This window comes from uncultured Ruegeria sp. (genome assembly GCF_947497005.1).
In the GTDB taxonomy this organism is placed as follows: Bacteria; Pseudomonadota; Alphaproteobacteria; order Rhodobacterales; family Rhodobacteraceae; genus Ruegeria.
Genome location: NZ_CANMFF010000022.1, coordinates 1 through 13902 on the forward strand (window position 1 = coordinate 1; position 13902 = coordinate 13902).

At 53.8% G+C, this 13902-nt stretch carries 11 protein-coding genes and 1 tRNA gene; 9 read left to right on the forward strand and 3 right to left on the reverse strand.

The window, feature by feature from the left end; all coding sequences use genetic code 11:
• Nucleotides 1–120 precede the first annotated feature (120 nt).
• Nucleotides 121–765, reverse strand: a complete 645-nt coding sequence (locus tag Q0816_RS22060) for a hypothetical protein (RefSeq protein ID WP_298854696.1) — start codon at nucleotides 763–765, stop codon at nucleotides 121–123.
• Entirely contained in the window at nucleotides 762–1934 is a 1173-nt protein-coding gene (locus Q0816_RS22065) for a site-specific integrase (RefSeq protein ID WP_298854698.1), read from the reverse strand. The genes Q0816_RS22060 and Q0816_RS22065 overlap by 4 nt, the downstream gene beginning before the upstream one ends.
• Before the next feature lie 828 nt (nucleotides 1935–2762).
• Here Q0816_RS22065 and Q0816_RS22070 point away from each other — a divergent pair.
• The 8 genes from Q0816_RS22070 (at nucleotide 2763) to Q0816_RS22105 (ending at nucleotide 13340) form a co-directional block, all read left to right on the forward strand.
• Nucleotides 2763–3152, forward strand: coding sequence for a hypothetical protein (locus tag Q0816_RS22070; RefSeq protein WP_298854700.1), 390 nt, complete (start codon nucleotides 2763–2765; stop codon nucleotides 3150–3152).
• 535 nt (nucleotides 3153–3687) lie between these two features.
• A complete protein-coding gene (locus Q0816_RS22075; RefSeq protein ID WP_298854702.1) occupies nucleotides 3688–5730 on the forward strand; it encodes an amidohydrolase in 2043 nt (680 codons plus the stop codon).
• 436 nt (nucleotides 5731–6166) lie between these two features.
• A complete protein-coding gene (locus Q0816_RS22080; protein WP_298854704.1) occupies nucleotides 6167–6424 on the forward strand; it encodes a hypothetical protein in 258 nt (85 codons plus the stop codon).
• 577 nt (nucleotides 6425–7001) lie between these two features.
• Nucleotides 7002–10313, forward strand: a complete 3312-nt coding sequence (locus Q0816_RS22085) for a hypothetical protein (protein ID WP_298854706.1) — start codon at nucleotides 7002–7004, stop codon at nucleotides 10311–10313.
• Complete coding sequence (locus Q0816_RS22090) at nucleotides 10306–11190, forward strand: hypothetical protein (protein WP_298854708.1); 885 nt, start codon at nucleotides 10306–10308, stop codon at nucleotides 11188–11190. Before Q0816_RS22085 ends, Q0816_RS22090 begins: the two co-directional genes overlap by 8 nt.
• Nucleotides 11177–11572 carry a hypothetical protein gene (locus Q0816_RS22095; RefSeq protein ID WP_298854710.1) on the forward strand — a complete coding sequence of 132 codons (396 nt, stop codon included), beginning with the start codon at nucleotides 11177–11179 and terminating at the stop codon, nucleotides 11570–11572. The genes Q0816_RS22090 and Q0816_RS22095 overlap by 14 nt, the downstream gene beginning before the upstream one ends.
• Before the next feature lie 12 nt (nucleotides 11573–11584).
• Nucleotides 11585–12076, forward strand: a complete 492-nt coding sequence (locus tag Q0816_RS22100; protein WP_298854712.1) for a hypothetical protein — start codon at nucleotides 11585–11587, stop codon at nucleotides 12074–12076.
• 757 nt (nucleotides 12077–12833) lie between these two features.
• Nucleotides 12834–13340: a M48 family metallopeptidase gene (locus tag Q0816_RS22105; RefSeq protein ID WP_298854807.1), complete on the forward strand. Its 507-nt coding sequence runs from the start codon at nucleotides 12834–12836 to the stop codon at nucleotides 13338–13340.
• A 244-nt stretch (nucleotides 13341–13584) separates the two neighbouring features.
• On the opposite strand, the gene Q0816_RS22110 is transcribed toward Q0816_RS22105, so the two are convergent.
• Nucleotides 13585–13659 (reverse strand) — tRNA-Thr (locus Q0816_RS22110).
• Nucleotides 13660–13742: 83 nt separating this feature from the next.
• On the opposite strand from Q0816_RS22110, the gene Q0816_RS22115 reads away from it, so the two are divergent.
• Nucleotides 13743–13898 carry a hypothetical protein gene (locus Q0816_RS22115; RefSeq protein WP_298854714.1) on the forward strand — a complete coding sequence of 52 codons (156 nt, stop codon included), beginning with the start codon at nucleotides 13743–13745 and terminating at the stop codon, nucleotides 13896–13898.
• Nucleotides 13899–13902: the final 4 nt, after the last annotated feature.

Genomic DNA, 13902 nt, shown 5'->3' on the forward strand with positions numbered 1-13902 from the left:
TTTCGCATTCGTTTGCTCCTTCGAAAAGTTGAGCAAACTCTACATCAGAGCGAGGGAAGTTTCGGGGGGCAGGTCAATTAGGTTAAAAATTGCTGAGATTTGTCGCAGATTATTTTGGCTTCAGTGTTCTTTGTTATCCACGTTCCTGATGGTGGGCTGAAACAGAGGAAAGTTAGCCGTATCGGCCTTGAGCAAAGCTTCCGCTCGGCCAGACTCAATCAGTTTTCTAACAGCGCGTTCACAAGGTTTTCGGGCCCCTACGTTCTTAATGCCTAATTCATCGAGCATTGCTTGAACTGCTTTAGTGTAGTCTCCACTTGGCTTACCATCGTCCCCTTTTCTAGCCATTCCATCGGGAACCCTACCCATTCCAAGAACATAAATCTCCGCCATTTTGTACGCTATTTCATCGGCCGCGTGATTTCTGCCGTATTTGTTTTCAAAGGGATCGACAATTGCAGTTTCGGCTTGGCTTTTGATTTCCAACAGACCATCGATTACGTCCGAAAGTGGACAGCGATTTGTGTCCCAGTCTACCGTCGAGCGGGAGTTATTTCCCCAAATCTCAAGCACAGATTCGGGCAGCTCGGCGAGAGCCTTTTCAACATCCTCGATCTTTTTCAACGCCTCGCGAGCTGTGGCCTTGTTGGAAAATGCTAGGCCACCGGTTTCATTAAACCCAGAACCGAAAAACAAGGACGCAGTTTTGCGCTTCGCTTGATTGTATCCAATCTTCTCCAAAATAGCTCGGACCTCAGGTTTCATACACGCACCATTCGAACAACTTCCCCCGCCTTGCCGGTCGCATAAGCGCCCCAAGCATCCATGACAGCACGACGTCTATCAAACAGGTCCGACCGCGCATATGCACGCTCAACCTGATCTCCATAGGTGTGATGCAACGCAGCTTCTGCCACAGCGCGATCCACCTTCGAGCTTTCGCTGCACCAATCCCGAAAGGTCGAGCGGAACCCGTGGGTTGTCAAACCTTCGCGCTTCATCCGGATCATCAAGGCTTTGAACACCGTATCCGACATAGGTTTTGATCGGCCGTCCTTCCCACGCTGGACGCTGGGAAACACCAAATCACGGTCAAGCCCCTTAACTGCTTCCAAGACGGTCAAAGCCTCCGCACAGAGCGGCACACGGTGTGGTAGGCGCCGTTTTGTCCTTTCGGAAGGTATGGTCCAAATTCCGTCTTGGATCTCTCCCCAGCGGGCACCACGTGCCTCACCTGATCTGACTGCGGTTAGTATGATGTATTCCAGACATCGCGCCGAAACTCCGTCGCGCTCACTCAGGTCTCTCATGAAATCGGGAAGCTTCCGCCAAGGCAGCGAGGCCATATGCTCGGGGCGCTGTTTAATCGTTGGCAGAGCCTTTGCGACGCCGTTGACCGGGTTCTCGTGAGGATAGTGACCGGCACCCTTGGCCCAATCGAATACCGACGCGATCCGTTGCTTAATCCGTTTAGCGGTGTCGTGTTTCTCCGCCCAGATAGGGGAAAGGGCGTTGAGAATATCCGCAGATCCAACCGCTTCAATAGGACGTTCACCGAAAACCGGGAAGACGTCATTTTCCAGTGACGCAATCCATTTCTTCGCGTGCTTTTCGTTGCTCCAAGTCGGCAACAATCCTTTGTGGACCCAGCGCGCGGCCTGTTCAAAGGTCATCGCACCACGCTTGCGAACCGTGTCTGGGTCGCCACCCTCACGCGCGATCTTCCTCAACTCCCGCGCTTGTTCACGCGCCTCCAACAGTGAGACAAGGTTAGCCGATCCCATACCGAGTTCACGGCGCCTACCGTGAACTACCGTACGCAGTATCCAGGACTTCGCCCCTGTTGGGCCAACGCGAAGGTAAAGCCCTTCGCCGTCACCATACATTCCGGGTTCTTGCAGGCTGCTGACTTTTTTGACCGTGAGCTTGGGCATCTGACTTCCTCAATCTGTCCCACCAACTTTTGTCCCGCCATTTGTCCCGCCAAGAGTGGTGGGACAGCGCGAAACTCGGTGATAACACTTGATAACGTATGAGAACGAACGTATCAATATTACAAGAGAAATTGAGACAATTAGAGAAATGGCGAGAACCCGGTTTGGTAGCCTCCTCCGCTACCAAAATCCCACATGAAATGCCTTAAAACAAAGGGCCTTTCAAAGGTGACCGGGGCCAGAGCCCCATATAGACCCCCACATATTCCGCGTATGAATGGTATTCAAGATTCGTCATAGCCGCGGTTGGTGATCTGATTTGCTTCCGAATTTGTTATCTCGTTGAGGAAGCGAAAGTTACGATGCAAATCGAACCCCGCACGTCCAAATTTGAGAAACGAGATTTGAGACTTGAGTGGAAGCATCCAAGGTGTATCGCCTGCCTAGGTTCAGGGGAACTGAGCCTTGAGCATGTGATATCAGACAGCCTTGAAGTCGTCCTCACGTCTCGATTTCTTTACCGGGGGTGCAACAGCCGATTTGGTCCCTCACTCGACGGAGCGGCACACCTCGCTCCTGAACTCAGTAACCCACGGGTCAAACCCCAAGACAGATGACAAGAACGCAAGGCCAGGTTATTATGTCAATATTATTGACATAAAAATGACGGTAATCACGGTTCAATGACTCACGACGAGCCAAAGCCCAAACGCGGTCCAGACGGGAAGTTCCTGCCAGGGCACAAACCGCCAAAGTCGCCCGGTCGACCACGAGGGTCGAAGGGCGTTCACGCGGGCATATAAACTGGCAGGCGAACGTCTTGAACAGATGCTTGGACGCGCCGCCGAAATTATTTCTGACGAACTGGAAGATGGTAATCCCACCATCGCGCAATGGCTCATCGACCGGGTTCGACCGCCAGGACGATCCGACTATGTGCAACTGACTGAAGACATTAGCTTAGATACCATCGAAGACATTGTCGTTACTTCAGAACGCATCGCCATGGCCGTATCCCAAGGTGAAATCAGCTTGCAGGATTCCAAGTGGCTGCAGGAAGCGCTGGGACGACACGTGCAGTTGAAAAGCATAGAGGAACTTTCTGTGTTTCGTGCTCAGGTGGAGAAGCTGCAGCGAACCCGCAGCGGACCACTGACAGTGAACAACTCCCTAGTGCCGAAATGGGGCCGCTTACGTGAGACTGATCAGCAAAACTAACCGAAGTTGGATATGGTGTCAGATGAATGATCTGTCTCGCAAGCTTGAATATCAGGCGAACGAATGGAACGGACAAATCCATGTCTGACTTTGCGGCAGTTACGGCCTCGCTGAAAGCCGCTCGAGATGCTGAAGCGAGACTGGCAGTCGCCATTCGGCATTCGGAGCAGATTGGTGCGCTTCCCCCTAAATTAATGTCCGCAAGGCGAGAACTCTATGAAGCAAGCCGATTGCTGTCTTCAGCCATAGCAAACTTTAAAGAACATGGCTCGTAACAACGGCGACCAAAAATACTGCAGCCGACGACTACTAAGTTTACCAATGGCCGCTTAACGCGACAAAGCTGCCATCTTTGAAGAATGCTCGAAAGCCGGCTCAGAGCCCAAAGCGGTCGGATTCAGTCGTCAAATCGGTGACTCATATTGTTTGGAAAACTAGGCGCTCAATCCAAGGCCGGCACCAATTTTCTTTTCCACCTGAGATCATCGCGATGCTAGGCTCAGATAAATTTCGCCTAACAGAGCATTGAAAAGCTATGACCAAACTGAATGTTACTCGCCGCACTGCAATGACTATCCTTGGCAGCGCGTCGATAATCGCGATTTCCAATGCCGCGTCTACTCAAGCGGCCTCGTCATTGCAGGATTTTGGAAGCCAGCTCCAAACACTGCCCGAGATCACTGTCTACTCAGCGCAGCGCGTAATCACCATGGAGGACAACGACCCGGCAATAAACGCTGTTGCCGTGGTCGGAGACCGTATTCTGGCCGCCGGTTCGCGCGACGAACTCGTTGATCGCATCGGCTCGCAGCCCTTTCGGTTGGACGATCGGTTCTCCGAGAAAGTTATTATTGCTGGTTTGATCGATCAGCATGTGCATCCTTTCCTCGCCGGATTGACCCTGACCTCCGAGATCATATCGATCGAGGATTGGAACATTCCGACTGGCTTTTCGGAGGCGGCAAAGGACGCGGAGGACTATCGATCGCGGTTAGAAGCTGCCGAAGCGGCTATGGACGATCCTGACGCCTTGCTGCTCACATGGGGGTACCACCACTTCTTTCATGGAGAAATCAGGCGTACACAACTCGACAAGATTAGCAGGACGCGTCCAATCATTATTGTTCACCGGTCGGCGCACGAGCTTATCTTGAACACGCCCGCGTTGGAGATGCTGGGCGTCACACAAGAGTACGTCGATGGTTTTGATGGCCTCGCCCGCGAGCAGTCGAGTTTCGAAGACGGTTATTTCTTCGAGGCAGGAATGTTCGCCGTTCTTCCCGCTGTCGCTCCAGTGCTCTCAACACCGGAACGTTTGGGCGCCGGTCTTAGGCTGGCGCGAGAGTACATGCACCGTGCCGGTGTTACTGTTGCCGCTGAACCGGGAGGCGTATTGTCTCGACCTCTTCAAGAAGCAACGAACGCCGTCTTTTCCGGGCCAGACGCGCCGCTTAGGACATACTTCATAGCCGACGGCAAATCACTGGCTGCGATGCACTTTCAAAGTGGTTCGATGATTGAGGAGACCGAAAAGCTGCTGGATTGGGGTGAAGGCAAGACGGCTTTCATACCGAAACAGGTTAAACTCTTCGCCGATGGCGCTGTTTACAGTTTGGCCATGCAGGTCTCGGAGCCTTATGTGGGCGGCGATTTTCACGGCGAGTGGATCATGCAACCGGACGAGTTCAATCCCGTATTCGATGCATACTGGGATGCAGGTTACCAAATACATGTTCACCAGACCGGCGACCTTGCCGTGGACTTGATCTTGGACGCTGTTGAGCGAAACATGCGCCGGATGCCGCGAGCCGATCACCGCACGACATTGGTTCACTTTGGTTATGCGAGAGAAGATCAAGCAAAGCGGATCGCTGAGCTGGGCTGCATCGTCAGCGGAAATCCATATTACGTAACGGCGCTGTCAGATCGATATAGCGAGCTTGGACTTGGTCCAGAACGTGCAGATGACATCGTGCCCCTCGGGCCAATTAAGGCTAACGGCATTCCGATCTCATTTCATTCCGACGTACCAATGGCTCCCGGTGAACCGCTATTCCTTGTTTGGGCAGGGGTAAACCGAACAACACTCTCAGGCCGCGTCGCTGGCCCGGAACACCGCTTGGTGGTCGAAGACGCTCTGCGGGCTGTGACCATTGACGCTGCCCAATCCCTTCGATTGGAGGATGAAATTGGCTCCATCGCTCCCGGCAAGTTGGCGAACTTCACCATCCTTGAAGAAGACCCATTCGAAGTGGAAGCTGACAAGATAAAAGACATTGGTGTCTGGGGGACTATCCTTGAAGGTGAATTATCTCCCGTGTCAGATTACTTCGATCTCGACCGCGCTTCATTATCGCCGCCACGGGATACAATAAATCCGCCAAAAAAGCCGCTGTACGCGCTTGCTGACGTATCAGGCATCGCAACGAAAGGCATGCTTGCTGGATGCTCGTGTTGCGCTTCACCAGTAGCTCAGTCGTGCACGACATCTGCTGCGGGACAAGCCTCGGCAGTTAGCTGTTGCGGCACCAACGCGTTGGGGTGGGCCGTCGTATCCGAATGGGCCTCCAAAGTTTAGATTGGAGCCAGGCTGAGATAGCGTATTCAAATATCCGAAATGTCCGCGCTGCAGTCATTGATGCACCATGCAGCGAATGGCGGATCTGAGCCCAAACACACAGATGCTGCACAACGATCGAACGGCTGGAAATTACCATTCGATCGCTGTTAGATTTAGCGGACTGTCTTTAGCAAAGTTTGCGCTGCTAGCCTTCCGAAATCATTGGCGGCCTTTGGGCTTGCGCCTGTCACTAGGCGGCGGTCAACATGAACCGAATTGTCGGCCTTTTTGTTGATGGTTTCCACGCCAAGCGCGTTCAGTTTCTCGCATACCCACCACGGCATCGGCCCAGGCAAATAACCGATCATCGGCGTTTGCTTGTCAACAGCATCTGGGAACACAGTGATTTTATAGCCGTCGTACAGAAACCCGGCGTCACTTTTGGCAGCGAGGAGTGCTGCAGGACCGTGACAAAGCGCGAGGGTATCCTCAGCTTGATCACGGACTGAAGCTATTGGACGGCGACCACAAAGTGCTGGATGCGGCGCTGGATGAGACGCAACAGGCTCTCGATGAGCTCAATGAAACGAGCGTTTGCCGAGACAGTCTAGCGGATCTGCACAAGGGCAGCCTGGCTCTCAACAATATCCTCAACCGCCACATTTGGGACGAAGAAGAAGTCATCATCCCGATTTTTCTCAAACATGGGTGATAAATATTCCCTGAAAATCAACGCCACCGAAGGTCAGTTAAGGGCTGCGACCCGCCAACCATGCAAACCGCAGAGAACGGCAATATTGAGCCCAGAGCTGATCTATCGATTTTTTGCTGCATGAGCGAAACAATGGAAATTTGCTGCGCTGTCATCAAAAACTAAGCCGCGGCGCGGCGAAGATTTCTGCCATTTTACCACGGAGCAGTGAAAATTCTAACGTCAATTCACCTTTCTGAGGACAAACCGTAATTTCGCTGCGCTAGTCTACTCGGCCCGGTATTGGCGCTTCGCGTCCGCAGCGAAAGTCGTCGAAAGCAAAATTTAGACCTTCGCTGGCAGCGCGCGCGCTGTAGTGGCCAAATTGGCCACTGCTATCATACCTTCTCAAACCACTCACTGGCCAATCGGCAAGCAAATTCCGCGTGAGAAGGTCGAACCACATAACCCAACTCCAAAAAAACGTGAATATTCAGTGAATTCGACACTGCATGCGACTAGTTGGACTGGAATTTTCTACGAATCAAATTTCGTGCTAATCTTAGCTAGTTTAATTTATTGATTTTCGGAGGCTATCATGCGTTTATTGATCGCTATTTTAGCGATTTTCCCCACTTTTGCTTTCGCGGAAGGACAGCAGCGAGCATGGACTGACTACCGATCACAATCCCCACTTATGGATCAGTCGATCGTCGTTGTTCATGAACCCGCGCAAAATGAGACATTCGTCATCCTCACGGAACCGCCGTCAAAAGTCTTCGTCGCACGCGAGACGATATTTTCAAAGGAATTTCCAGAGAAATTGAAGTCAATCCATACGTTCAAGCAGCGTATTGGTGTGGACGGCGCTGTCAAAGACATTCTTCTGACCTTTGAAATGCTAGATGAAGCTAACCTCGCTGATGTCGTTGCTCGGTTGAACATGTTGTTTTACGGCACTGACTATAAAGCAAACTATAAAGCCTTCAGACCCGGGTCTTGGTCATCAAAGATTGGACCTGTGCGGCGGGTTGCTGCACCAAACCTTTCTGTGGGGCCGCGGGATATCGGGACTTGGCTCGTAGACCAGGCGCAGGCCTTCGAACCTCTGGACGGCGAGCCTACACTGTCTTCCCAAACTGCGACGGCAGGCGAGTTATTGAAAAGAAAAGCCAGCGTTTATCGCTCGGTTGAGCCGGGATTGATGTTACTCATCATCGACCGTGGTTTGCCACTCAACGATCAAGTGGTGCAGCTGCGCAAGTTCCTGATCGACACCGATCTCATCCTTGGGGGCATCGTCGACGACCGCGAAACGCCGACGCGTCTTGGTATCGTCGGGCGAGAGCGCGATGAGCCGCTCACGAACGCGCCGCCGCTACGCATAGACACATTTCTGACGCTCGCCGCAAACCGTAGCAAGGATCTAGCGCAAAGCTATGAGCGCAACATGCCGTTTGCAGGGCGCGCAGTCACGCCAGTGGTCACACGGAATGTCGATTTTTTGGACAGCCAACTGCAAAAACTTATTCGTGGATATTCGTGGGGGGCCGATTGGGCACCAATACTGCTCAGTCAGGAATTGACCCACACTGAGTACGGGCACATTCTAAACATCACCGACCAAATGCTGAAAAGTTGGTCGATGGCAGGAGATATTGAATACGCGAATTTTCCCTACTTGCCTCCTGCCGAATTTCCCGACCCGCTCGGTCTGTGGAATGCGCTCGAAGACGCAGGCAACCCGATCAAGGAGTTAACCTTCAATTGGAACACCGCCGGCTCGGCCTTTTGGGCTGAACATGAAGGCTTGTTTATCATGACAATGCCGAAAACCGGTGCTCTTCCCGTGTCTTACATCCCCGATGTCGCCGGAGACGAAGCATCGGATGCTGCTGACGATATTCGCGCCGCCGAAGATCGTTATTTCGCGTTTTTCGCCGGACACCGCGATGCCATGCTCACCCGCGTCGCCCAGTACGCGGCCATTCACCAAATGTTCCAGCGCTATCCGCTTACGGCTGCGCGATCCGAACCAATGGTCGATCCCGCGCAGTACGAGGCGCGATGGTCCGGGCTTGTCGAATTGACCAAGGCGGCACTCGTGGAAGTGTCGGAGTTCAATGAGCCCTTGGCCCAGACCGCCGCACAAGGTTGCGATTTGGAACATTATGTTCAGGCCGCGACCTCTGACGATTTCGACGATCTGCGTCAAAATGCAAAGGACGCATTGGAGCCCTTCTCGCGGGAAGAATTTGACGATGTCGCAATGGCACTTGTCGATGTGCGACAATTCCTAGAAGCGCGCTTTGGCGCGCTGATGGCGGAAGAAGATGCATACTACGAAGCAGGCGCGATCTTCAGTGCAGACGCTGACACCTACAATAATCGTGTCGATCAATGCCAGAACGCTCCACTTCTCGCGACTGGGTGCGGCGAGCTGGATGCTGAATTCGCACGCCTCACTGCCCGGGACGCAGAGCTTACGGCGATGTTCAATGCCTTTGAGATGCGCGCCGCTTTGCGAGACGACTTTATGCGACGGTTTAGAGACTTGCAGTCCAACCGCGAACTTCGGGACGCTCTGAAACTGTCCGGTAGCTGCGAAGCCGCTGTCGTCACAATCCAGAATAGGCTGCCGGTCAGCACGGAAAGCGTCTACATCACGCCATCTGTCGTTATTTCTGTTCCCTGGAGCGACTGGGACGGTGTCGGAGGCCACAACCTCAACGGCCGCACGGTTGATGTAGTGGTGGACAGGAGCCTAAAGTCAGGTGAGGTCAAAATCGACCCGAGCGGCAACGTTGTTCGCGTGTCCGAGGCGGGCAAAGCGCATAAGGCTGAGATCGCACGCGAGTTCGAGCGCAGGCGGACTGCTTACATGCAAGGCTCGCCTCGATTCCAGAAAAAGTTCGAGACCGACCTAGCTTCTCTGACGGCACGCGCTGCGGTTCCACCAAAGCCATTTACCGCAGCGACGCTACAGCGAAATGCGGTCGCCACGCCTGGACGCGGCGCGCGTCGGTTCGAAGGCGACACACATTTCTTTGTTGACGCAGTGAAAGTCGAACCGGAGGCAGCGAAGATGGTCGAGCTAACTAGCCTGGCGCGGGCGCAAAACGCCGACGTTGTCATGGCGCGTAACGGTCGGCAGGTGCTCGTCTACGATAGCTCAGGCAATCCGCCGATTGTGTACCAAACGCATTCCCCGTCGGCAGCCCTGAGCAAGGTGCATGAACTGTCCACGGCCAAGGCGACGTCCGCGCGCGGTGACGGTCCCATTCGGATTGTCACCGAGGGGATTTCGACCGCAGAGGCTAAGGCGAACACAAAGATCCTTTCAATAAAGGATCATTTGGAAGCCGGTGCGCGGACAGCGCTTGAAGGCGGTGGATCCGGCAAGCCGCCGCCGGGTGGTGGTGTGGCAAAATACCTGTTCCCGGACGGCCCCCGCCCTGACGGTGGGGGCGGGATCTTCGGTCGCATGCTGACGCTTCGTGAGGGAGATCCCATCCGTCTGGGTTTGTTTTTTAAGCGCAAGAAAATCGATTGGAATGGTGCCGTCATTAAAAGCGCCCAGCTTGACGGCAACCGGGTGATTAACAGCATTGAACTCAACGTGGCCAATCAGCCGTCGCGCATGACACTGGTTTACCGCGCGATTTTCGGTCGACAGGCCACGGTGGAGGATGCGGCAAAGTTGGATGCTGCGGCAAAGTCGGCGCTCGATACCGTAAAGATTAAGAATTCTGAACAGATCGGAGACCTCATCACCACAAACAGAGAAGAATTTCTGAAACAGTACAAAGCGGGCGAGGTGGAGCTGCAAATCAGGATTCAGTCGGTTCCGGATTCGTTTGTAGTGACAAACCTTTACCCATCTGCGCCCTTGGACAAGGCCAATGGCTAATACTTCACTCGACTGGACACGCGGGCTTGGTGACATCGCGATACTTACTGCTGTTCCCCTGACGCTAGACGATTTTCGCGCCGACATTGCGGCGCGATCGCATCGTGACGTTCGTGCAGTTCGCGGGGATTATGCCGCGACCGGCCTCGCTGGAAGGCGAGATGACAGCTTGGAGGCCGCGTGGGGCGGTGCCCGTGCGCAGGTTGCGGAGCTTGTCACGCGTCTGTTTGAAGGGTTGGATCCCTCCCGCTTTGCCTATGTCACGACAGATGCCAGAAGCGAGGACATCTACAAGGCTACGGCGACGGGTGCGAAAGTTCTGTTGGTTCTTGCCCACTGGCGCGGGCCCGGTGTTGCGGAGAACGACTTGCGGTTGGGGATGCTGAAGAGGATCGAAGACACCCTGCCAGAGGTCGGCACTTTTTTACGGGTGCACCGTTATTCTGACCACCTTGAAGACCTTGCTTATCTGGCAGATGCACTCTCCGACTGGGTGCATCAGACTCCAAGTCTTGCGATTACTCGTCGTACCGCTCTGGAAGATGCGGCGCCGGATCACGTTGTGCCGGGAAACTGCCTTGAACTACGCGACGGCTTTCACAAGGCCGAGGACGTTGCGTTACAACTTGACGAAGCCTGGAGTGGCGTTTGTGAGCTTGTGATTTGCCACTCGGAGTACCTTGCTCTGGCGCTGAAAGAAGGCCGCGACGACCGGTTGATTATCACTAATCAAACCGCGAAGGATCCGTTTCGCGTTTTACCTGAAGTGCGCGAGATGTTGCTTCGGGCCCAGCTTAGCCCGTTCGCTTATTGCGATGAACGGGCGAGTGTTTTCGAAATCTTTGAAAGAGGACTCCGCGAACATGCATTCCATTGACACTCCAATCGGCCGCGCCGCGCAGAAAGCCCTCGACGGGCTGAAGACCAACGACATGGGCGGCGACCGCGCGAACCTTTTAGCTCCATTTGAAACCGGGCGCGCGGCGGCGCGGCTTTGGTTGAACACGGTCAGCTTCATTCTGGTTGGTGTCGCGGTCTCCCTCGTCATCCTTGTGATCATCTACCGCTCCGACCCAACGGCGCTTGCGGCGTTTTCGACACTTCTCGGACTTGATGTCGCGGCGGCGGTAGCGCTCATCCGGAAAAATGCCCGTGATCTGGCCGAAATGGATTTGGCGCAGGACCTGCTTCAAGGGCTGCCGAACGAACATCGCAAGGACCTGCTACTCGCAATAATTTCAAACAAAGAAACTTCGTAAAAGGAGAATTAGATGGCTGACTACAAATTCTGGTTTACTCTGGCGGTGGCAGCGGGCGTCGGTGTTTTTGCCTTCGCCTTGCAAAATCGTGTGGGCGGTCTCGAGCAGGGGCTTGAAAGCGAGCGGGTGCTTCGCACCGATTTGCAGGAATCCCTTGACGCAACTCGCAACCAGCTCACAGCGATGGAGACCTTACATGCGCAAGGGGTTCAGACGCTTAGTGACAAGATCGACAATTTGGCGCATCCGGTCAAAATTGCTGACACGTTGCTCGAAGGTGATCGTAAAGCGGCATTGCTTGATGCCATGTGGACCGAACACGGTGGATCGCTTGCCGGAAGTAGCGCGCTTGCGGCGCATGTCGCACAGATCATAGCTAACGAATACAGCTCTGAACTGACAGGAAACATTGAGTCGATTGAAGCGCAGGATATCGCAGAAGTACTTGCAGAAAGCGTTGTGTTTGCAGAACTTGTCGCTAAGCTCGCGGCGGATAGAAACTAGACCTTATAGTCTATACAGCGTAAGGATAAGCCAACACCCACTACCAGACAGGTTCTATCAGAGTTCAACGTTCGTTGACGAAAAGCCATGGTTGCGTTGGCGTTCTTTGTACCAGCAATTTTGCATGCGAAATACGACCACGACAAATAACAGCGCTCAACAGAAATAGCGACATCTATGCGCTGTTGCGCCCTCGAAAACGGACATTAAGGCATCCAGTTTGAACTATCGCTTATCCCGAGTCTCGATGATTGATCCCGGTTGCGGCGAAAACACAGCTTGATATCCACCTGTTTTGTAGAGAATGAACGTCTGGTCTGGGGAAACCCCCTGCGAGGCAACAAATAGCACGCCGCAAGCGCGAGCATTTTCTGCGTGAGCAAAGGCTCGACAACAAATGTCCGGTGAGTCCGCCCTGCGGTCGCTCAAGCAAGTCGCAGCGAATGTCTGCATCAAGCCTAAAGCAGACCTTTCACCTTCAGCCATTGCCCCTTTGGTTGCTGCCTGCATTAACATGTCAGCATCGGACAATGCTCTCTTGGCACTTTCCTGCGTTTCGATGGCCAGCACCTCCTCGCTCTCGGATAGATAGAACTGGCGGAACCTGTGAACCGAACTCTTGCTGATGCCATCGAAACGTCCCGTAATGCCCCTCACTCCATCGTCAGTTTGATGATGAAGTTGATCAGGGCTTCCCGCTCTTGATGCTTCAGGACACTGAACGTGTGAGCCATGCTCAATCCTCCTCTATGCCCACCTGCGACCACGAGAATACGTGTCAGGCGAACAAATCTTCTATCTGGGCCGTAGATATGTGCTCAAGGTTATTGATGCTGAGGGTGGGCTGGAAACAGTTCGCCTCAAGGGAAACCGTTTGGAGGTCGTAGCTAAGACCAGAGATCAACCCAAAATACGCGCCCGTGTTCGCGCATGGTACCGTGTCAAAGGGCGTGATTATATTGCCCGTCGGCTCAAGCTCATGGTCCCATCGTTGCCATGGGTTGAAAAAGAGCCGCCATTTCGGTTTCTGGAAATGTCACGCCAATGGGGAAGTTGCACCCCCAAGGGCGAGATCATTCTGAACCCGCATCTGATTAAGGCCCCACGCCAGTGCATTGACTATGTCCTCGTCCATGAAATGGCGCACTTGAAACACCATGATCACAGTTCTGATTTTTGGGCGATCATTGACACCTACGCAGGCGAGTGGCGAGCGGCCAAGCGTCATCTAGATGGGCTGGTGGAAGTGCTGTTGCGAGACTAGGTTTTTGGCTCATGTACTACTGCGAAACGCTTATTTGGTGCTTAGCGAGGAAGAATTGCTGTGGCAGCTACACGCGAATGACGATCAGGTTGCTGCAGGCGAGTTGGCTCGGCGTCGGGTGTTGAAAGCGGTGTCGCAGCATAAATGAGAGGGTAACGGGAACCCTGCGAGGACCCAAGCCAATATATCGGCAAATGTGCTCGCCGATATTATCTCTAAAGCGCTGTAATTGTTAGGGAAATTTTGGTGCTGCTGGAGAGAATTGAACTCTCGACCTCTCCCTTACCAAGGGAGTGCTCTACCTCTGAGCTACAGCAGCGCTGTGGGCGGGTGATTAGACTCAAACGAAACGCGGCGCAAGGGTGTCTGGACGGTTTTTTTCGCCTCCTGTAGAGAAAGACCATGACGGATAAAAATTCACCCAAAAAACAAGGCAAACCCGGGGATGCGCGCGAACAGCGGCTGAAGGCGGCGCTGAAGGCGAATATGGCGCGGCGCAAGGCGCAGGCCAAGGCGCGGGCGGCATCCGGGGGTAATGCCGACAAGGATGAGGGATAAGAGC

What these genes read in the sequence shown, in the direction of transcription:
- Q0816_RS22060 (WP_298854696.1), bottom strand. Translation starts at nt 765, where the DNA reads ATGAAACCTGAGGTCCGAGCTATTTTGGAGAAGATTGGATACAATCAA.
- Q0816_RS22065 (WP_298854698.1), bottom strand. Translation starts at nt 1,934, where the DNA reads ATGCCCAAGCTCACGGTCAAAAAAGTCAGCAGCCTGCAAGAACCCGGA.
- Q0816_RS22070 (WP_298854700.1), top strand. Translation starts at nt 2,763, where the DNA reads ATGCTTGGACGCGCCGCCGAAATTATTTCTGACGAACTGGAAGATGGT.
- Q0816_RS22075 (WP_298854702.1), top strand. Translation starts at nt 3,688, where the DNA reads ATGACCAAACTGAATGTTACTCGCCGCACTGCAATGACTATCCTTGGC.
- Q0816_RS22085 (WP_298854706.1), top strand. Translation starts at nt 7,002, where the DNA reads ATGCGTTTATTGATCGCTATTTTAGCGATTTTCCCCACTTTTGCTTTC.
- Q0816_RS22090 (WP_298854708.1), top strand. Translation starts at nt 10,306, where the DNA reads ATGGCTAATACTTCACTCGACTGGACACGCGGGCTTGGTGACATCGCG.
- Q0816_RS22095 (WP_298854710.1), top strand. Translation starts at nt 11,177, where the DNA reads ATGCATTCCATTGACACTCCAATCGGCCGCGCCGCGCAGAAAGCCCTC.
- Q0816_RS22100 (WP_298854712.1), top strand. Translation starts at nt 11,585, where the DNA reads ATGGCTGACTACAAATTCTGGTTTACTCTGGCGGTGGCAGCGGGCGTC.
- Q0816_RS22115 (WP_298854714.1), top strand. Translation starts at nt 13,743, where the DNA reads ATGACGGATAAAAATTCACCCAAAAAACAAGGCAAACCCGGGGATGCG.